The sequence below is a fragment of the Streptomyces sp. NPDC051133 genome (genome assembly GCF_040682635.1).
Lineage (GTDB): Bacteria > Actinomycetota > Actinomycetes > Streptomycetales > Streptomycetaceae > Streptomyces.
Genome location: NZ_JBFBBK010000005.1, coordinates 276,277 through 294,193, shown reverse-complemented (window position 1 = coordinate 294,193; position 17,917 = coordinate 276,277). Strand labels below are relative to the sequence as shown.

The 17,917-nt window shown below is 72.5% G+C and carries 18 protein-coding genes and 2 pseudogenes; 8 read left to right on the top strand and 12 right to left on the bottom strand.

Annotated features, from left to right (window positions below; translation table 11 throughout):
- The first annotated feature begins 100 nt into the window (after positions 1-100).
- Positions 101-499 (top strand): DUF6286 domain-containing protein, encoded by a 399-nt coding sequence (locus AB0N17_RS08930; protein ID WP_366010472.1) that lies wholly within the window; start codon positions 101-103, stop codon positions 497-499.
- On the top strand, positions 496-1,104 hold the full coding sequence (locus AB0N17_RS08925; RefSeq protein ID WP_366010471.1) for an alkaline shock response membrane anchor protein AmaP: 609 nt from the start codon (positions 496-498) through the stop codon (positions 1,102-1,104). Before AB0N17_RS08930 ends, AB0N17_RS08925 begins: the two co-directional genes overlap by 4 nt.
- Positions 1,105-1,984: 880 nt before the next feature.
- Here AB0N17_RS08925 and AB0N17_RS08920 read toward each other — a convergent pair.
- The 7 genes and pseudogenes from AB0N17_RS08920 to AB0N17_RS08890 form a co-directional block, all read right to left on the bottom strand.
- A pseudogene (locus tag AB0N17_RS08920) lies at positions 1,985-2,637 on the bottom strand (site-specific integrase); the annotation flags it as partial.
- A 439-nt stretch (positions 2,638-3,076) separates the two neighbouring features.
- Positions 3,077-3,313, bottom strand: a complete 237-nt coding sequence (locus AB0N17_RS08915) for a hypothetical protein (protein ID WP_366010470.1) — start codon at positions 3,311-3,313, stop codon at positions 3,077-3,079.
- A gap of 92 nt (positions 3,314-3,405) precedes the next feature.
- Positions 3,406-3,522, bottom strand: a pseudogene (locus tag AB0N17_RS08910) (glycosyltransferase); the annotation flags it as partial.
- Positions 3,519-4,238 carry a MerR family transcriptional regulator gene (locus tag AB0N17_RS08905; RefSeq protein WP_366010469.1) on the bottom strand — a complete coding sequence of 240 codons (720 nt, stop codon included), beginning with the start codon at positions 4,236-4,238 and terminating at the stop codon, positions 3,519-3,521. The gene AB0N17_RS08905 and the pseudogene AB0N17_RS08910, both read right to left, overlap by 4 nt.
- Positions 4,239-4,500: 262 nt before the next feature.
- Positions 4,501-5,019: a lamin tail domain-containing protein gene (locus AB0N17_RS08900; RefSeq protein ID WP_366010505.1), complete on the bottom strand. Its 519-nt coding sequence runs from the start codon at positions 5,017-5,019 to the stop codon at positions 4,501-4,503.
- 423 nt (positions 5,020-5,442) lie between these two features.
- Complete coding sequence (locus AB0N17_RS08895) at positions 5,443-5,811, bottom strand: hypothetical protein (protein ID WP_366010468.1); 369 nt, start codon at positions 5,809-5,811, stop codon at positions 5,443-5,445.
- A gap of 194 nt (positions 5,812-6,005) precedes the next feature.
- Positions 6,006-7,037 carry a medium chain dehydrogenase/reductase family protein gene (locus AB0N17_RS08890; RefSeq protein ID WP_366010467.1) on the bottom strand — a complete coding sequence of 344 codons (1,032 nt, stop codon included), beginning with the start codon at positions 7,035-7,037 and terminating at the stop codon, positions 6,006-6,008.
- Positions 7,038-7,151: 114 nt separating this feature from the next.
- On the opposite strand from AB0N17_RS08890, the gene AB0N17_RS08885 reads away from it, so the two are divergent.
- The 3 genes from AB0N17_RS08885 (at position 7,152) to AB0N17_RS08875 (ending at position 9,530) form a co-directional block, all read left to right on the top strand.
- Positions 7,152-7,811, top strand: a complete 660-nt coding sequence (locus AB0N17_RS08885; protein WP_366010466.1) for a TetR/AcrR family transcriptional regulator — start codon at positions 7,152-7,154, stop codon at positions 7,809-7,811.
- 164 nt (positions 7,812-7,975) lie between these two features.
- Complete coding sequence (locus AB0N17_RS08880; RefSeq protein ID WP_366010465.1) at positions 7,976-8,737, top strand: GAF and ANTAR domain-containing protein; 762 nt, start codon at positions 7,976-7,978, stop codon at positions 8,735-8,737.
- Positions 8,649-9,530 carry a GAF and ANTAR domain-containing protein gene (locus AB0N17_RS08875; protein WP_366010464.1) on the top strand — a complete coding sequence of 294 codons (882 nt, stop codon included), beginning with the start codon at positions 8,649-8,651 and terminating at the stop codon, positions 9,528-9,530. The genes AB0N17_RS08880 and AB0N17_RS08875 overlap by 89 nt, the downstream gene beginning before the upstream one ends.
- A 102-nt stretch (positions 9,531-9,632) precedes the next feature.
- Here AB0N17_RS08875 and AB0N17_RS08870 read toward each other — a convergent pair whose 3' ends face one another.
- Entirely contained in the window at positions 9,633-10,037 is a 405-nt protein-coding gene (locus AB0N17_RS08870) for an ANTAR domain-containing protein (protein WP_366010463.1), read from the bottom strand.
- 341 nt (positions 10,038-10,378) lie between these two features.
- Here AB0N17_RS08870 and AB0N17_RS08865 point away from each other — a divergent pair, with 341 nt between their 5' ends.
- Positions 10,379-11,776: an FAD-binding oxidoreductase gene (locus AB0N17_RS08865; protein WP_366010462.1), complete on the top strand. Its 1,398-nt coding sequence runs from the start codon at positions 10,379-10,381 to the stop codon at positions 11,774-11,776.
- 23 nt (positions 11,777-11,799) lie between these two features.
- On the opposite strand, the gene AB0N17_RS08860 is transcribed toward AB0N17_RS08865, so the two are convergent.
- From AB0N17_RS08860 to AB0N17_RS08850, 3 genes are all read right to left on the bottom strand, one after another.
- Positions 11,800-12,642 carry an ABC transporter permease gene (locus AB0N17_RS08860; protein WP_366010461.1) on the bottom strand — a complete coding sequence of 281 codons (843 nt, stop codon included), beginning with the start codon at positions 12,640-12,642 and terminating at the stop codon, positions 11,800-11,802.
- Positions 12,639-13,595, bottom strand: a complete 957-nt coding sequence (locus tag AB0N17_RS08855) for an ATP-binding cassette domain-containing protein (RefSeq protein ID WP_366010460.1) — start codon at positions 13,593-13,595, stop codon at positions 12,639-12,641. The genes AB0N17_RS08860 and AB0N17_RS08855 overlap by 4 nt, the downstream gene beginning before the upstream one ends.
- A gap of 105 nt (positions 13,596-13,700) precedes the next feature.
- Entirely contained in the window at positions 13,701-14,564 is an 864-nt protein-coding gene (locus tag AB0N17_RS08850; RefSeq protein ID WP_366010458.1) for a PhzF family phenazine biosynthesis isomerase, read from the bottom strand.
- A 91-nt stretch (positions 14,565-14,655) separates the two neighbouring features.
- On the opposite strand from AB0N17_RS08850, the gene AB0N17_RS08845 reads away from it, so the two are divergent.
- Together AB0N17_RS08845 and AB0N17_RS08840 are read left to right on the top strand one after the other, a co-directional pair.
- The gene (locus AB0N17_RS08845; protein ID WP_366010456.1) at positions 14,656-15,558 is read left to right on the top strand and encodes a LysR family transcriptional regulator; all 903 of its coding nucleotides are present in this window, start codon (positions 14,656-14,658) and stop codon (positions 15,556-15,558) included.
- Positions 15,559-15,614: 56 nt separating this feature from the next.
- Positions 15,615-16,154 carry a hypothetical protein gene (locus tag AB0N17_RS08840; protein ID WP_366010455.1) on the top strand — a complete coding sequence of 180 codons (540 nt, stop codon included), beginning with the start codon at positions 15,615-15,617 and terminating at the stop codon, positions 16,152-16,154.
- A 124-nt stretch (positions 16,155-16,278) separates the two neighbouring features.
- On the opposite strand, the gene AB0N17_RS08835 is transcribed toward AB0N17_RS08840, so the two are convergent.
- The coding region (locus tag AB0N17_RS08835) for an AAA family ATPase (protein WP_366010454.1) at positions 16,279-17,917 on the bottom strand (1,639 nt) is incomplete at its 5' end.

The window sequence follows — 17,917 nt, the reverse complement described above, 5'->3', positions numbered from 1 at the left end:
ACTGATCGATGTCGTCGCCGTACGAGCGGGACGCCAGGCAGCAGTTTGGCGAAAGCACCTGGTCGACGAACTCGCCACCCGTCCGGTGGGCGATGTGTGGATGCTCACCGGAGCCGCCGTGGCCGCTGCCGTCGGCATTTGGCTGATCGCCCTGGCACTCACCCCGGGACTACGCCGCCGACTGCCGCTGCGCTCACCTGCCGACTGTCCCCCGCCCCAGTTGCGGGCCTCACTGGACCGCGACGGCGCCGCCGCCCTGCTCCGCGACGCCGCCATGCGGGTCTCAGGCGTGAGCAGAGCACGCATCCGGGTGCGCCGCCGCCGCATCAAAGCCCGCGCGGACGTCCGCTTCCGTGATCCGCAGCAGGTGAAGGACGACCTCGCCGCCGTCCTCAGCGAAGAACGCGGCAGGCTCGCCCTCTCCCGTCCCCCACGAATCGTTGTACGTGTGCGGCAACGCACCGCCTGTCCGACACCCAGCACGGAGCCCACACCATGACGCCGCGATCCGTACTCAACCGCACTCTGCTGGGCCTCAGCGGACTGGTACTGCTCGGCGGCGGCCTGCTGATCGTCGCCGCCGGGCTGGACCTTTACCGGCGACAAGATCTGGCGCCACCCGTCGGCTGGCCCCTGACCACCCCGCACGACGTGCTGCTCAGCTCCGCGGACCGGGCCCGCTGGAGCAGCCAGGGCTGGTGGTGGTGGCCCGCAGTCATCGCCGGCCTCACCCTGATCACCCTGCTCGCCTTGTGGTGGCTGCTGGCCCAACTGCGCCGACGTCACCCCGGAGGGATGCCCGTCGGCGGCACGCCCCCGCAGGAAAGCATCGAACTCCGCGACCGCGCACTCAGCGACGCGATCGCCACCGAAGCCGGCGCCCTGCCCGGCGTCCAGCAGGCGAAGGTCCGCATCACAGGCCGGTCTGCCCACTCTCGCACCCACATCGCCCTCACCCTCACCCCTCAGGGAACACCCGGCGCCGCCCTCAATGCCCTCTGCCAAGGCCCGCTGCGCACGGCCCGCCAGTCCACCGGCTCCCCGGCCATGCCCGCCGAGGCCCGCTTGCGCGTCGCCCGTCACAAACCCCACCGCGCGCTATAGACCCGAGGTAGCCGGTTCATGGAGGGGGGAGAGGAAGAGTCGTATGCCCCCGGTCAGGGGGACTGAGGTGCCTGTGTCTCATTCCTGAGGCCCATCGGGGGTCGAGGCCCATTCCTGAGGCCCATCGGGAGCCGGCCGGCCCCTTACGGAGCCTCCAGCGTCGAGCGGTGATTCCGAGCTCGAGACCCAGTCGTTGAGCCCCGGCTCACCCGCTGCCGACCGCCCAAGCCGTGACCGCCGCGTTCCCGCTCCAGTCCGCTACGTTGCCGAACTCGCCGGCAGGCCGGACGGTCCTGGGCTGCGGCCGCAGGATTCGGGCAGACCCAGCAGGTCACCGTCGCCCTCACCCCTGAGTACGCGCGCCGCGCCTGTGGCTCACGACGGTGGTCTTTCCGCGCCGATGCCCTGGCGCCTGAGACGTCGAAGCCGTCCACCAGGGCACCTTCCTGAAAGTGCAGATCTTCCGGTTCCAATGGGTCGCACACGCAACGCCGTCCGCGTGGACGTCGACAAACCTGCACCCGACGCCCCTCCCCAGGAGCGTGAGGTCACTACCGAACAACGGGGGCCATGGACCGTGCCCAAACCGTGCCCGTAAGAACGGACAGCCACGGTCAGCAGCGGTGCGATCAGGTCCGCGCAACGGTGCCGTCACAACGAATCCACACAGGTCAGCAGCCATGTGGCCGTCCAAGCGCCGTCGCTTCCCAAGCTGAGAGCGCGAGTTCGATTCTCGTCACCCGCTCCATGGAGAAGGCCCAGGTCGCAGACCCGGGCCTTTTTGCTGTGTACGGTGATCACTCACCGCGTGCCAGATTCGTGCCAGAAGGCGTGTCAGCCTCCTTCTTGGCAGCCTCCGCCCGAGCCTTTCGAACGGTGGCGTGGCGCCGGACCGGGTGGAGAGCGTGTGCCCGGTGTGCCGCAGATCGTAGAACCGGAAGCCCTCGGGCATGCCGACGACCTCCCGTGCTTTGCGCCACCTCCGCCCGAAGGTGCTACGGCGGAAGGCGGCTCCTTTCTCCCCCACGAAGATCATCCCGTCGTCGAGGTCGACGTCCTGGCGGCGGAGCCCGGCCAGTTCTTCCGGCCGCATCGGACCGTAGGCACCGAGGTAGACCGTGAGTCGCCACCGCATCCCCACAGCGTTCGCGAGCGCGTCGACCTGGGCGACGGTGGCGATGCGCCGTTCGGCGGCCTTCTCCTTCCCAGCGCCCTTGAGCCGGCACGGGTTTCGGGCGATCAGCTCATCGTCCGCTGCCGTCTCCATGATGGCCTTGAGCAGGCGGTAGGCCTTGGCCGTGATGGTCTTGGCCCCGATCAGCCGCAACCGCTCGGCCCGCCATTCCCGCACACGCGGTGCCGTGATCTCGACCAAGTCGGCGTCGACGAACGCGGTCAGATGCTTGTCGGGGAGGTAGCGGTACAGGTCCCTGGTGAGCGAGGCCAGCTCCCGTTCCTCCACCCACTTGTCGGGGTAGGCCCGAAGCCCACTGCACCGGCCTCCGGGTCCCGCCATTCGCCCCGCCGGATCTCGGTCGTTGCTGATACGCGGCCCATATGCCAGCTGGACCACCAAGCGCACCCACTGCCCCGCCGGCCGCCCCCACCCACGTCGCCAAGTCAGCCAGTGCCCCCCGCTCTGCCCGAGTGAAAGTGCTTCGACAGCCAAGTAGTCGTACCCCAACCGTCGAGGCTGCCGCCACAGGTCAGCACAACAAGTGCCCTCCGGACTGTCGCGAAGCAGCGGGCAGGCACAACAGCGCGGGGCCGCGACCGATCCCCCGATCCGGTCGCGGCCCCGAGTCTCCGGGTGTTGAGACTGGTCACGAGCCGCAGCAGCCTCCGCGATTACGCGTGTGCGATTCACCCGTCCCATTCACCACCCATGCGGTCGCCGGCTGCCGTCGGCTCTCCCGGCTACGCTCGCGTGGGAGCGCCCCGCAGCGCGTGGCTGCGGGGCGCCTAGTGGGGTTTAGTCGACTTCCTGCCCGTTGAACTTGCCGCCCTTGCAGGTCGGGAGGTGGGCCGAGGACAAGTTCGACCGATCGACCGTTCCGCCGCCCTGTTCGCACTCACCCGGGGTGAGGCTGGCGGGGGCGGCGGTTGTGGCGGTGGCGGTTGTGGCGGTGGCGGTGGCTGCGCCTGCGAGGCCGACCCCGGCGAGGGCTGCCGTGGCGATGACGGCGGCGAGGATTCGTCGAATGCGCATGTGGTTCGCCTTTCACGGATTGCCTCGGTTGGGACACCACTCAGCTTGATGTTCATCCATGTGGGCGACACGTCATGTTAGGCCATTCGGGTGAAGGTTTCCGTGGTGGCGAGGACGACGTCGTATCCGGCCCGGCGCAGTTCCGCGCCGAGGCCCGTGTACGGCGCGACGTCGCCGCGCGATCCGGCCGCGGCGATCAGGATCCTCATCGGTGTTCCTCGGAGTCCGTACGGCCGGTCGTGTGGCGGGCCGCGTTGGCGTGGACCGCCCTGCACGTATAGGCGGCCAGGCCCGGGCGCTGCTGCGACGGCGGTACGACCAGGGCGAAGGCCCGCGGGTCGGCGACGAAGTCGTCCGCGATGCGCCGGTGCATGTCAGGTGGGCAGGAGGTGAACCATCGCGAGACGTGCAGGCGGTGCTCCTCGGCGAGGTCCATGGCGCGCTCGCCGTCGCTCGGCTCCCCCTCGTCGAAGGCCGCGCGCAGCTCCGCACGCCAGGCGGCCGCCTCGCCCATGAGCTGCCGCCAGTCCTCCATGGTGTGGGCGGCGGCGCGTGCCATCGCCTCGCGCTGTCCGTCCGACCGGGCCCACTTCAGCTCCGCCTCGGTGGCGTAACTCAGGTCGAAGGTGATCTCGCCGAAGACCTCGAAGCGTTCCTGGGGAGTCAACTGCCGTTGCCGTGCGCGCAGATGGTCCAGGGCGGTCGGGAAGGGGGCCTTGAGCATCGAGGCGATCTCGTCGAGGGAGAAACCGAGCTCGCGGTAGAAGAGGATCTGCTGGAGCCGGACCGGGTCGGCGTCGCCGTAGAGCCGGTAGCCGGCGTCGCTGCGGTCGCTGGGCGAGAGCAGCCCCGCCTTGTCGTAGTGGTGCAACGTACGCACTGTCACACCGGCGAAGGCCGACACCTGTCCCACGGAATAGCTCATCCACCTGCCCCTTCGTCGGCCTACAGCCTCGGGCCTGACGCAGGGAGAGGGTCAAGCCCGGCCGTCGGTCACGCTCGGGGTGAGGTGGCCGTGCGGCGGCCCCGTCGCCCGCTGCGCGAGAAACCCCCAGGCCACAGGCCTGGGGGTGGGTGTCTGATTCCGTGGACCGGCGCGACCGGGCGGAGGCCGCCGGGCGGTGTGTCACCCGCCCGTTGCAGCGGCACTCCGCCCGGCACCGCCGAGACGCGCCGGTGACGACGGGTCAGCGGTGGGAGCGCCGGCCCCAGGAGGCGGTGTCGACGAGACGGCCGTGGTCGTTGCGCAGGCTCGCCGTGTCGACCCTGTCCCACACGGACTTGCGGCGGTCCTGGAAGAGGTCGGTGCGGGTGTCGCGGCCGAAGCCCGTGTGGACGCGGACGGACGACCGTCCGGCGAGGCGGTAGTGGTGGAAGGTGTAGGTGTGGCCGTCCCTGTCGGAGAGGGTCCAGCCGTCGAGGTTGACTGCCTCACGGGAGTTGTTGGTGAGGGCCACCCACTCCCTGTCCAGCGCCCGGTCGGAGTGGTCCCGGCCCCAGTGGCCCCGGTCCGAGCGGTCCCGGTCCGAGCGGTCCCGGTCCGAGCGGTCCCGGTCCGAGCGGTCCCAGTCCGACCGGGTCTGCACCTCGCTGATGCGCACCGAGTCGTAGTGGTGCGAACGGGGTGCCGGGTGGTGGTCGGCGGCGACGGCCGGCAGTGCGACGGCACCCACGGCGGCGGCCGCCACGGCGGCGACGGCGGTCATGCGGCGCACGGAAGCGGAAACAGTCACGAGGATCTCCCTACAGAGGTCCAGAGCACCTTGCCGGCGCCGGCGACGCCGAAGCGTCGCAGGCCGGCAGTGGTGCGTGGTGCGGATGGCGGCCGACTGGCCGCGCACTCACACTCTGCAAGCCGTGTGACCGGTATGTGGGGAGGATGTGTCGGTCATTACCGTTTCAACATATTCCGGTGACAGACAGCTGCATCGTCCATATATTTCCCGAACTCCTCGATTGACCTTTTTTCAGGCGCGGCCGCCGCATCAGCACGGACCTGTGCGGCACAGGGCCTCGGCCCGGCCCGCCCGGCTCGGGCCATGCCCTCACCCGAAAGTGAGTAACAACGGCCGGGCCCACCCGAACGGACTAGTACATCCGGCCACCGCCACCGCCGCCCGCCGACCTGGTCAGTCGGGTACGCAGCCGAACCAGTTCACCGTGGCGTTGTCGGCGGTGTAGCCGAGGCATCTGATGGTCGCGTTGCGCACGGTCTCGGTCCGGTCGACGTCGCCGTTGAGGTACGCCGACTTGTAGTGCGGCTGCACGAGGGTGTCGATCTCGACGGTGTACCAGCGGCGCTTGGTGGCCGGCATGCTGCAGCGGTGGCCGGTCACGTTGCGGCTGGGGCCGTCACTCCATATGGGCCGCTCGGCGCGGGCGCAGTGGGCGCCGGCGGGTTCGGCGCCGGCGGTACCGGCGCCCATGCCGAGCAAGGTCGTGGCGCCCGTGGCCACCGCCGCGGTGGCGCCGAGCAGGCGCCTCAGAGCCGGGTTCATCGATGGGTCCTCCTGCCGACTGTGGTGACCACCCGTAGCCTCCGGGTCACCTTGGGCTGATAGTCACACTTATCTGGCAGGCCCGGCGCGGCGGTCGGCGGCGCAGTCCCCCGTCCCGGTGACAGCGGTGATGCCAATGCAGCAGGCCCGGGCGCCGGGCGAGCCCCTGGGACCACGTGCCGCCGCCTTCGCGCTTACGGGTTCAGGACGACCTTTCCGGCGACCGTGCCGGACTCGGCCAGCCGCAGGGCGTCCGCCACGCGGGCGAGCGGCAGCTGGGCGGCGATCTGGGCGGCGACCTCCCCGCGCTGGAGCGCGGCGAAGACCTGGGCGAGGTCGGCCCGGAGCCGGGCGCGGAAGCGGTTCCTGGCCAGCGCCCGGCCGGCCCAGACGTTGAAGAAGCAGGCGTGGCGGCGGTTGGGCAGCGCGTTCCACAGCCACACCCGGAAGAGCAGCTTGAGGACGGGCCACTGCTTGGACCCCTCGGCGTCACGGGTGGAGGCGCTGCCGTACGAGACGAGCGTGCCGCCGGGGGCGAGGAGGCGCCAGGAGTCGACGATGCCGCGGCCGCCGACGTGGTCGAAGACGGCGTCGACCCCGTGGGGGGCGAGTGCGCGGATGCGCGCGGCGACGTCGTCGCCGCGATAGTCGACGGGGACGACTCCCCGCTCGCGCAGGGCGTCGTGGTGGCGCGCGGACGCCGTGCCGATCACCCGGGCTCCCGCGGCCTGGGCGAGCTGGACCAGGACCGAGCCGACGCCGCCGTTGGCGCCGTGCACCACGACGGTGTGCCCCGCGCGGACCCGGGCCTTGCGGTGCAGCATCTGCCAGGCGGTGATGCCGTTGACGAGGAGGGTCTCCGCCTCCGCGGCACCGATCCCGTCGGGCACCGGCACCACGTCCGCCGCGTCGACGAGCACGTGGCTGGCCCAGCCGCCCACCTTGAGCAGTGCGGCGACCCGGGTGCCGGCCAGGGCCGGGTCGACGCCCTCGCCGGTGGTCAGCACCGTGCCGACCAGGTCGTAGCCGGGCACGAACGGGAACGCCGGCTGGTCGTAGTAACGACCGCGCCGCATCTGCTGCTCGGCGAAGGAGACGCCGGTGGCCTCCATCCGGATCACGACCTGCCCGCGGCCGGCGGTCGGGACCGCCCCGTGCCGGATCTGCAGCCCCTCCGGCTCGACCTTGCCCGGCAGGACGACCTCGACGAGTCCTTCGGCGTTCATGGTGACCTCCACCGCTCCGCTTGCCGCTTTTCTTGTTACGTGTTTTCGCGTTCGTTAGAAGTTGTAACTCGCCGCGCGCGGAAGTGTCAATAACTTCAGTGATAACCTCTAACCATGGTGAGTCAGGAAGCGAAGACCCCGCGGGAGCGCTACCGCGCCCAGGTGCGCACGGAGATCAAGGAACGCGCGTGGGAGCAGATCGCCGCGGCGGGGGCGTCCGCGCTGTCCCTCAACGCGATCGCCAAGCGGATGGGCATGAGCGGGCCCGCGCTGTACCGGTACTTCGGCAGCCGGGACGAGCTGATCACCGAGCTCGTCAGGGACGCGTACCGCAGCCTCGCCGACACCTTCCGCGCGGCCTCGGAGACCGGCGGCGGCGTACCCGCGCTGGCGCACGCCCTGCGGGGATGGGCCCTGGCGGACCCGCAGCGCTACTTCCTCGTCTACGGCACGCCCGTCCCCGGCTACCACGCGCCCGAGGACATCACCGCGATCGCGTCCGAGATCATGGCGGTCCTCCTGGACGCCTTCGCCGCACTGCCGCCCTCGGACGGCCCGGCGACACCGTTCGAGACGCACCTCGAAGGCCACCGGGACTGGGCGGCCGGCCACCCCGCCCCGCCCGCGGCCCTCCGCCGGGCCCTGACCTTCTGGACCCGGCTCCACGGCACCCTGTCCCTGGAACTCGCCGGGCACTTCACCGGGATGGGGTTCGAGCCCGCCGAGCTCTTCGCGGCCGAACTGGAGGACGTGGCGGGACCTTCGCGGGGCTGACGCGGTCCGTGCGCGGGCCGCGGCGTCGCTGCGCGCCGTACGTGCCGAAGTGACGTGCGCCCCGCCCCCTCCCCGGTCCGAGGTGGCGTCGGTGAGCGGCCGGGCGGGGGGCCGGAGCTAGCATGTGAGGTGAGCCAGTCCGACCACGCTCAGTGGAGAACATCGTGACGGAGGACGACAGCCCATCCGACGGTGACCTGGACATGTCGGCGAAGGAGCAGCGTCGGGTGGTCTCCGTGCTCGCGGAGGCCCTGCGCGAGGTCTCGCCCGAGGACGCTCCCCTCACCCTGTGCCGTGCGTGTCTGCGGTTGCTGCCGATCACGGGTGTGTCCCTGTCCGTGCGGGGCCCGGGAGCCGGTCAGGAGGCGCTGCTGTGCGCGACCGACGACGTCGCCGCTCAGCTCGCCGAGCTCCAGTACACGCTGGGTGAGGGCCCCTGTCTGCAGGCGGGAGAGTTCCGGGCGCCCGTCTTCGCCTCCGATCTGCGGGACAGCGGTGCGGCACGCCGGTGGCCGATGTTCGCCGCGCTGGCCGTGCGGGCGGGCGCGCGGGCCGTCTACTGCGTCCCCCTCGGCGGCCCGGCCAGCCCTCTCGGCACGCTGGACATGTACCGCGGGGAGGCCGGTCCCCTGTCGGCCGAGGACATCCGGGTCGCTCTGGTCACCGCCGACGCGGTCACCGCGGCCCTCGTCGCCCTGAACGGGAACGCACAGGACACCGAAGAAGTCGTAGCGTGGCTTCGGGGAGCGGAATCGGACCGCGAGGAGGTCCACCAGGCAGCGGGAATGATGATGGTGCGGTGGGGCGTGGGACCCGACGAGGCCCTGGCCCGGCTGCGTGCGCGTGCCTTCGCCGAGGGCAGGACCGCGAGCGAGGTGGCCCGCGACATCGTCAACCGGACGTCGGACATCACCGGACAAGAGTGAGACGTGCAGAGCATCGACGGCACCGCCGTGGAGGACAGATGAGCCGCGAACAGCAAAGGGCCAGGGCGTTCGTGGGCTTGTTCGACACGCTCTCCGACGATTTCGACCCGCTGACGCTGTTCCAGCGCCTGGTCACCGATGCCGTGAGCTTCTTGGACGTGGACGCGGCGGCCGTGCTGATGGCCAACGCCCGCGGCGACCTGCGGACGATGGCCGCCACCGAGGAGGAGGCCGCCTTCCTCGAACTGCTGCAGCTGCAGCGCGGCACGGCCCGTGCGTGGAGTGCTACCGCAGCGGTGAGCCGGTGCATGTCACCGACCTCGCCAGTGAGAGGCGCTGGCCCGAGTTCACGCCGACCGCCCTGGAGTTCGGCTACCGCTCGCTGCACACGGTGCCGCTGCGGCTGCACGAGCGGGTGCTCGGCGCGCTGAACGTCTTCCGGCGCGAGGCGGGAGACCTCTCGGACGCCGACGAGCAGGTGGCCCAGGCGATGGCGGACGTGGCCACGCTCGCCCTGCTGCACTGGTCGAGGGAGCCGACCGGGGAGGAGGAGGTCGTCACCCGCGTCCAGAGCGCCCTCGCCGCCAAGGTGATGCTGGAGACCGCCAAGGGCATGGTCGCGCAGTACGCGGGCGTCTCCATCGCCGAGGCGAGCCGCATGCTCCGGGCGTACGCCCTGCGGCACCGGGTCCGCCCGAGCGACACCGCGCTCGCGCTCACCACGCGCACCCTGGACCTGGCGGACGTCACGGCCCCCGTGGACGAGGACGCCCCTGACGCCCCGGCCCGGTGACGCCCCTCGGTACCGGGCCTGGGCCCTCTCCAGCGGATCTTTCCGGGGTCGCGGGGCCCGGCACGCGCGTCTGCCCCCGCTCGGGTCGCCCGGAAGGCCCCGTCAGCCGGAGCAGGCCTGATCCGAAGGAAAGGACCTATCCGAAGGAAAGGACCTAGGTGTCCGGGCCGGCTTGGTCCCGGACAGCGCGGCGCCCAGGGCCTGGCGGGTCTCGTCGGGCAGCCGGCCGCCCCGCACCGCCGCCACGATCTGCTCTGCGATCGTCCGCAGCTTGACGTTGGTCCGCTGCGACACCTGCTTGAGGACCGCGCAGCCCTGCTCGGGGCGCAGCCCTTCGAGGGCGATGACCACGCCGATCGCCTGGTCGATGACGGCGTGCGAGGCGATCGCCCGCTGGAGCTGACCGATCTCCTCCCGCAGCGCGGCGACCGTGTCGGACGGCTCGCCGGGGTGTTCACCGAGGCCTCCGGCCACGGCGTCGGCTCCGGCCTTCGCCGGCGTGTGCACTGTGACCACCTCCTGGGCTACGGCATCGCCCGTACGGGACGGCACCACCCTCCGTCGGATACCCCCTGGGCGCGCGCCATGCGGTGAGCCGCGTCCCGGAGGAGGGACGCACCCCCACAGCATCGGGTGAAGACGAGGTCGCAGGGCGACGACGCGCCTGGGCCGGCGGAACATGCGGGCGGGGGTGGCCGGGCGGAGAATGAGTGCAGGTGGGGCGCCGCGCTCCGCTGCTCCTCATCACCTGCGCGAACGGATCCGCACAGCACGCCCCCGCAGCCCGCCCGGACGTCTCGCGCTCACCTCCGTCCGCGTATCGCGCGCGTGAAGCGGAGGTGTTCATCATGGGCGGTGTCGACGGACCGGCTCTCGAAAGTCTGCGCGAGGCACTGCGGGGGCCTGTCGTCGCCCCGGGAGACACCGGTTACGACGAGGCCCGCAGCATCTACAACGCCATGATCGACCGGCGGCCGGCCGCGATCGCCGGCTGTGTCGACGTGGCGGACGTACGCGCCGTGCTCTCCTTCGCCCGGGACACCGGGACGGCTGTGGCGGTGCGCGGCGGCGGACACAGCGGGCCGGGGCTGTGCCTGGCCGACGACGGGCTGACGCTCGATCTGTCCCCGATGCGCTGGGCGCACGTCGACCCGGAGGCCAGGACCGCCCGGGTGGGCGGCGGAGCCCAGCTGGGCGACCTCGACCACGCGGCACACGCGTTCGGCCTGGCCACACCGGCCGGGATCATGTCGACCACCGGGGTCGGAGGCCTCACCCTCGGTGGCGGGCACGGGTACCTGACCCGCGCGTTCGGGCTGAGCATCGACAACCTGCTGTCCGCCGACGTCGTCCTCGCCGACGGCACCTTCGTCACCGCGTCCGAGGACGACCACCCGGACCTGTTCTGGGCGCTGCGGGGCGGCGGCGGCAACTTCGGCGTCGTCACGTCGTTCACGTTCCGGCTGCACCCGGTGGACGCGGTCGGCGTCGCGGTCACCCTCTGGCCCGTCGACCGTACCCGCGAGGTGCTCCAGTGGTACCGGGAGTTCCTGCCGGCCGCGCCGGAGGAGCTCTACGGCTTCTTCGCGCTGCTGACGGTCCCGCCCGGGCCGCCGTTCCCCGAGCCGATCCACGGCCGGAAGATGTGCGGTGTGGTGTGGTGCTACACCGGGGACCTGGCGGACGACCGCCTGGAGAAGACGCTGACCGTGGTGAACGCGCCCGGGCCGCCCGCCTTCCACTTCTCCACCCCGATGCCCTACCCGGCCCTGCAGACCATGTTCGACCAGCTGCTCCCCAAGGGGCTGCAGTGGTACTGGCGCGGCGACTTCTTCGACCGCGTGTCCGACGACGCCGTCGCGGTGCACGAGAAGTACGGCCAGAACCTCCCCACCGCCCTGTCGACGATGCACCTGTACCCGGTGGACGGGGCGACCCGCCGGACCGGTGCCGGGGACACGGCCTGGGCCTACCGGGACGCGGTGTGGTCCGGTGTCGTCGCCGGCATCGACCCCGACCCGGGCAACGCCGGCATGGTCCGCCAGTGGTGCGTCGACTACTGGTCCGACCTGCACCCGCACTCCATGGGCGGCGCCTACATCAACTTCCTGGGCGAGCAGGAGAGCGCCGACCGGGTCCGGGGGACGTACCGCGGCCACTACGACCGGCTGGCCGAGGTCAAGCGCGCCTACGACCCGGACAACTTCTTCCGCGCCAACCAGAACATCCCGCCCCCGGCCGCCTGAGCGCGGGCGGGGGCGTGGAGCGGTCAGGCGTCGCTGCGCACCAGCCGGTGTGCCGCCGCGGCCAGCAGGAGTGCCGTCCAGCCGAGGAACACCAGCAGCCCGGCCCCTGGCGACAACGTGGTGGCGTCGCGGGTCAGGGCGAACAGGGACGCGCCCGCGTGGCTCGGCAGGTAGGGGCTGATGTCGTCCTGCCAGGAGGTGGGGAGCAGCGAGACGAGCCCGGGGACCAGCATCAGGCCGGCGACCAGCACCGAGATACCGCCGGCCACCGAGCGCAGCAGGGCGCCCAGGGCGGTGCCGATCACGCCGACCAGGCCCAGGTAGAGCCCGGCGCCCAGCAGGCTGCGGACGACGCCCGCGTGGGAGAGGTCCAGTGCGGCGGGGGTGCCCGCGACGATGCCGCTGCCGGCCAGGAAGGCGACGAACGCGCCGAGGGTGCCGACGACCAGCGCGACCAGCCCGAGCACGGCCGCCTTGGACCACAGCACGGGCAGTCGGCGCGGTACGGCCGCGAGCGTGGAGCGGATCATGCCGGTGGAGTACTCGCCCGCCGTGGCCAGCACGCCGAGCACACCGAGCGCGAGCTGGGCGAAGTTGGTGCCGAAGAGGGACAGGCTCACGGCCGTGGCGCGGGCGAAGTCCCGGTTCATGCGGGGGGTGCCGTACATGGTCCGGTAGCGGGTCGCGGCGATCAGTCCGAAGGCGACGAGGAAGAGCAGGCCGAGGCCGAGGGTGATCCAGGTCGAGCGCAGCGTCCAGAACTTGGCCCACTCGGAGGCCAGCACCCGCCGTACGGTCACGCGGTAGGCGGGGCGGGCGGGGGGTGCGGTGCGGGATGCCCCGGCGGCGGCGGTGAGGGTGCTCATGCCGTCCTCCCGGCGGTCCCGGCGAGGCCGGCACCGGCGCCGTGGGCCATGGTGCCGTGGTATTCGACGGCGTCCCGGGTCAGCTCCATGAAGGCCTGCTCCAGGGAGACGGCCCGGGGGGTCAGTTCGAACAGCGGGATGCGGTGTTCCGCCGCCCTCAGCCCGATCTCGCGGGCGGTCAGGCCGGTCACCTGCAGCTCCTCGGAGCCGGCCCGGCCGGTGACGTCGACGTCCGGCCCGGCCAGCACGTCCCGCAGCCGTTCCGGGTCGCCGGTCGTGACCTTCACCGTGTCGCCGCCCGCCTGGCGGACCAGGTCCCGCACGGTGGTGTCGGCCAGCAGCCGGCCACGCCCGACGATGATCAGGTGGTCCGCGACCTGCGCCACCTCGCTCATCAGGTGGGAGGAGACGAACACCGTACGGCCCTCGGCCGCGAGCGAGGTGAGCAGGTTGCGGATCCACAGGACGCCCTCGGGGTCCAGTCCGTTGACCGGCTCGTCGAGCATCACCGTCTGCGGGTCGCCGAGCAGCGCCGCGGCGATGCCGAGCCGCTGCCCCATGCCCAGCGAGAAGGCACCGGCGCGCTTCTTCGCGACGCTGCCGAGCCCGGCCAGCTCGACGACCTCGTCCACCCGGCGGCGCGGGATGCCGTGGGTCAGCGCGAGCGCCCTGAGGTGGTGATAGGCGGAACGGCCCGGGTGGACGGACCGCGCCTCCAACAGCGTGCCCACCTCCTGGAGCGGCGCGCGGTGGCGGGCGTAGGGGCGGCCGCCCACGGTGACGGTGCCGCTGGTCGGGGCGTCGAGGCCGACGACCATGCGCATCGTCGTGGACTTCCCCGCGCCGTTGGGGCCCAGGAAGCCGGTGACGGTGCCGGGCTTCACGGTGAAGTCCAGCCCGTCGACGGCCGTCTTCTCCCCGTACCGCTTGGTCAGTTGCCGTGCCTCGATCATGGGCGCTCTTTCTCTCGGACCCGGGCGTCCGTCGCGTCCGACGCCTCACCGGCCACGCTAGGGTCCGGTTCGCCCCGATTTCGCGGTACGGGGGCCTGAACGGGTTCACTCCCCGATCGGCACCGCCCGCCCGCTGACCCGGACCCGGGCGTCGTGCGGGTCGACCTCGACGGTCAGGTCACTCGGCCGCCCCATGTCCTCGCCCTGCCGGATGGTGAGCGCACCCGGTGCGGTCACCAGGCCGAGCGCCCGCAGGTACCCGCCGAACGCGGCGGCCGCCGCCCCGGTTGCGGGATCCTCGACGACACCGCCGACGGGGAACGGGTCGCGGGCGTGGAAGCGGTCGTCGCTCTCCCGCCGGACCAGGTGCACGGTCGTCCAGCCGTGTTCGCGCATCACGGCGGCGAGGGCCTCGAAGTCGTAGTCCAGGTCGGCCAGCCGGGCGCGGGAGCCGGCGGCGAGGACCAGGTGGTCGTTGCCGGCGAAGGCGACGTGCGGCGGCAGCGCCGGGTCGAGGTCGGCCCGCCGCCACCCGAGGGCAGCCAGCGTGGCGTCCACCTCGGCGTCCCGGGCCGGGCGGGACCGGGTGGGGACGCTGGTGAGCGTCGCCCGCACCGCGCCCCCGCCGTCGGCGACGGTCGCCACCCCGATCTCACCGGCCGGCGTGTCGAAGACCAGGTCGCCGGGGCCGATGCGCTCGGCGAGCGCCACGGCCGCGGCGACGGTGGCGTGCCCGCAGAAGGCGACCTCGGCGAGGGGGCTGAAGTAGCGGAGCGTGAACCGGCGCCGGTCCTCGTCCCGGGAGGTGACGAACGCGGTCTCGGAGTAGCCGACCTCGGCGGCGACGGCCAGCATCCGCTGCTCGTCGAGGCGGGCGGCGTCGAGGACGACACCGGCCGGGTTGCCGCCCTCGGGGTCGGAGGTGAACGCGGCGTAGCGCAGGACTTCGGTGGTGATGGGGAGATCCATGCCCTCATCGTCCCGCCCCAACGCCATCAATACCAACGATAGTTGTTCATGCGTGCGATCGGCATTTCCGATGGCTCGCTAGGATCCGGTCATGGACACCCGGCTGCTGCAGACCTTCACCGCGCTCGCCCGGACGGGAAGCTTCACCGCGGCCGCCGCCGAGCTGCAGCTCGCGCAGTCCACGGTCACGGTGCAGATCAGGAGTCTGGAGAAGGCGCTGGGCACCCGGCTCTTCGACCGGCTGGCCCGGGGGGCGCTGCTCACCGAGGCCGGGCACCGGCTGCTCGCCCTGGCCGAGGAGGTCCTGGAGGCCGAGTCACGGCTGTTCGCGGCGGCCGGCGAGGATGGCCCGGTGGCCGGGACGGTGGTGGTGGGTGCGGGCGAGACCCTGTGCGCGGCGCATCTGCCCGGCGTGATCGCCGCGCTGCGCGGCCCGTACCCGGAGGTGGACGTCCACCTGGAGCCGTGCGGCACCGCCGGCGCCGTGGAGGGGCTGCGGGCGGGGCGGCTGGACCTCGCGCTCCTGCTGGAGGAACGCGTCGACCACCCGGACGTCACGGCCGAGTGCATCGCCGGCCAGCCCCTGGTCCTGCTGTGTGCCCCGGACCATCCCCTCGCCGCCCGCCGACGGCCCGCGACCTGGCCGGAACTGGCCCGTGAGACCTTCTTCCTCCACGAGCAGGGCTGCTCCTACAGCGACCGGCTCGCCGAACGTCTGCAGGCGGTCCACGGTGCCCGGCCCCGGCTCACCCGCTTCGGCAGCATCGAGGCCACCCGTTCCTGCGTCACCGCGGGACTGGGCCTGACCGTCCTGCCGCACGCCAACGTGGCCGAGTCCCTCACCACCGGCCGCCTGGCGGCCGTACCCGGCCCCGCCCTCCCGGCCGTCTCCGTCCACCTGGCCCACCACCGCCGCCGCCGTCCGTCCCGGGCGGCACGGGCGGTCGCGGAACAGGTCGTGCGGCATTTCCAGGGACCGGCCGACCATCTCTGACCGGCCACGACGGTGATCCGCTACGCTGCGCCCGTTCGGCACCCGGGGGGAGACACATGTTCGGCAGGCGACTGCTCGTGACCGCGCTGACGGCGGTGATCGTGGGCGGGCTCGGCGGATGCTCCGGCGGCCGCGGCGACGACTCCGCCCCGGACCGGCCCTCCGCGAGCGTCGGCGGCGCCCCGGCCCCCGCCCCGGCCCCCGAGACGGTCACCGGGCTGCGGGACGAGACGCGGCACCTGGCCGAGCGGACCACCAGGGCCACCCGGCCGCGCACGGTCAGGAGGTGCACGACCGGGACGCGCCGGGTCCGGCACACCTCGCGCAGCGGGTCGGGCATCCACCGCACGACGCGCACCTGGTACACCACCGAGCACGAACGGGACTGCCGGCGGGTGCGCAGCGGGACGGAGACGTACACGGAGGTGCTCCGGCCGGAGCGGTGGTGCGTGCGGCTGGACGATGTGGACGGCGACCGCGAGAAGGACGACGTCTGGTACCGCGTGACCCGCGCGGACTACGACACGGCCCTGGCCGCCGACGATCACGCCCGTCTGGAGTTCGTCCCCCAGGGCCGGCAGGACGCCGGCTGCTGAGCCCGCTCGCCCCGCCCGGGCGAAGCGCCTCGGCCCGTCAGCCGTCTGTCCCGGCGCACCAGTACCGCCGTGTTCAGGGCGACGAACGCGAAGGCCGCCGCGAGGGGGGCCAGGTAGTACACCATCACCGCTCCTCCCCGGCCGAGCGCGCCCGGGTGATCGCCGACTCCACCGCCGCGACCCGGTCCGCGAGCAGGCCGAGGGCGGCCACCGCGCGGGTCAGCGGGTCGTCGGCGGGGCCGCCGAGGGTGCGGGCGCGGACGTGCGCGGTCTTCAGCTCGGTCCAGCGGGCGGACTGTGCGGGGGTGAGCGTGGAGCGGAGTTCGGCGAGTTTCAGGAGGTTGGCCTCGGCGCCCGTGGTGAGCGTCTGGGCCTCGGCCGTGTAGTGGTCGTGGACGACGGCCTCGCGCTCGGTGTCGTTCATGACCGGCCGCAGCCGCTGGACGATCTTGTTCATGTCGCGGTACGAGCCCTGCAGCCGGAACGGCGGTTCGGTGCGGGCCTCCTCCGACTGGGCGGCGGAGGCGATGTAGGCCGCGTTGACCGTGAGGATCGTGTCGCGGACGACGAGGAGGTGGCGCAACAGGGCGACGACCCGGTCGAGTTCGGCGGGGGGCAGGGGCCGGGTGAGCCGGTCGGGGTGGGCCGTGGGGTCGGCCGTGGCCAGCCGGACCAGCAGGTCCAGGTCGGTGCGGTCGCGGGCGGCGAGCGGCGCCAGCACCTGGTTGGCGGTGAGCGCGTTCTCCACGAAGCTGAAGCCGAAGACGTCCTCCTTGCCGGTGAGGACGTCACCGAGGTTCCACACGTCGGCCCGGCTGGCGAGCATGTCGGGGATGCGGAAGCGCTCGCCGGACTCGGTGTAGGGGTTGCCGGCCATGCAGACCGCGAAGCGCTTGCCGCGCAGGTCGTAGGTGCGCGGCTCGCCGTCCCACACGCCGTCCACGCGCCGGGTGGTGTCGCACAGCGGGATGAACTTCTGCAGCAGCTCCGGTGAGGTGTGCTGGATGTCGTCCAGGTACAGCAGGGTGTTGTTGCCGGCCGCCAGCGCGAAGTTGATCTTCTCGATCTCGCGGCGGGCGGTGGCGTTCGGGGCGTCGGCCGGGTCCAGCGAGGTCACGGCGTGGCCGAGCGCCGGTCCGCTGACCTTGACCAGCATCAGGCCCAGCCGGTCGGCGACGTACTCCATGAGGGTCGTCTTGCCGTAGCCCGGAGGGGAGACCAGCAGGAGCAGGCCGCCGGTGTCGGTCCGCCTGCCCTTGCCGGTGGTACCGATCTGACGGGCCAGGCTCGCGCCGACCAGCGGCAGGTACACCTCGTCCACGAGCCGGCCCCGGACGAACGCCGGCATCACCCGCGGGCGGTGGTCGTCCAGCCGGAGCCGCTCGCGTTCGGCGGAGACCAGGGCCGTACGACGGCGCTGGTAGGCGCGGAACGCGGGCACCTCCTCGGCCGCGAACCGGGCGGTGCGGGCGAGGAACTCGTCCAGGCGCAGGGTGAGCCGGCCGCCGGTCAGACGCGGGTGGGTGCCCAGCAGGCCCTCGGCGGTCGCGGTCAGCGGGGCGTCGCCGTCGTAGCGGGGCAGGCCGGGGCAGAGTTCGGCGGCCACCGCCTCGGCCAGCTCACCGGGACCGGCCTCGGTGCCGGTGGCCTCGGCGAAGGAGCCGAGCCAGGCCTCGACGACCTGCCGGCGGGCCGCCAGGTCGTCGGCCGGATGAGCAGCGAACGCAGCGTCCAGGCCGTCGTCGACGACCTCACCCGCGGCT

Coding starts and splice junctions, on each gene's coding strand:
- AB0N17_RS08930 (WP_366010472.1), top strand. CDS start 101: ATGCTCACCGGAGCCGCCGTGGCCGCTGCCGTCGGCATTTGGCTGATC.
- AB0N17_RS08925 (WP_366010471.1), top strand. CDS start 496: ATGACGCCGCGATCCGTACTCAACCGCACTCTGCTGGGCCTCAGCGGA.
- AB0N17_RS08915 (WP_366010470.1), bottom strand. CDS start 3,313: ATGCGCATTCGACGAATCCTCGCCGCCGTCATCGCCACGGCAGCCCTC.
- AB0N17_RS08905 (WP_366010469.1), bottom strand. CDS start 4,238: ATGAGCTATTCCGTGGGACAGGTGTCGGCCTTCGCCGGTGTGACAGTG.
- AB0N17_RS08900 (WP_366010505.1), bottom strand. CDS start 5,019: ATGACCGCCGTCGCCGCCGTGGCGGCCGCCGCCGTGGGTGCCGTCGCA.
- AB0N17_RS08895 (WP_366010468.1), bottom strand. CDS start 5,811: ATGAACCCGGCTCTGAGGCGCCTGCTCGGCGCCACCGCGGCGGTGGCC.
- AB0N17_RS08890 (WP_366010467.1), bottom strand. CDS start 7,037: ATGAACGCCGAAGGACTCGTCGAGGTCGTCCTGCCGGGCAAGGTCGAG.
- AB0N17_RS08885 (WP_366010466.1), top strand. CDS start 7,152: ATGGTGAGTCAGGAAGCGAAGACCCCGCGGGAGCGCTACCGCGCCCAG.
- AB0N17_RS08865 (WP_366010462.1), top strand. CDS start 10,379: ATGGGCGGTGTCGACGGACCGGCTCTCGAAAGTCTGCGCGAGGCACTG.
- AB0N17_RS08860 (WP_366010461.1), bottom strand. CDS start 12,642: ATGAGCACCCTCACCGCCGCCGCCGGGGCATCCCGCACCGCACCCCCC.
- AB0N17_RS08855 (WP_366010460.1), bottom strand. CDS start 13,595: ATGATCGAGGCACGGCAACTGACCAAGCGGTACGGGGAGAAGACGGCC.
- AB0N17_RS08850 (WP_366010458.1), bottom strand. CDS start 14,564: ATGGATCTCCCCATCACCACCGAAGTCCTGCGCTACGCCGCGTTCACC.
- AB0N17_RS08845 (WP_366010456.1), top strand. CDS start 14,656: ATGGACACCCGGCTGCTGCAGACCTTCACCGCGCTCGCCCGGACGGGA.
- AB0N17_RS08840 (WP_366010455.1), top strand. CDS start 15,615: ATGTTCGGCAGGCGACTGCTCGTGACCGCGCTGACGGCGGTGATCGTG.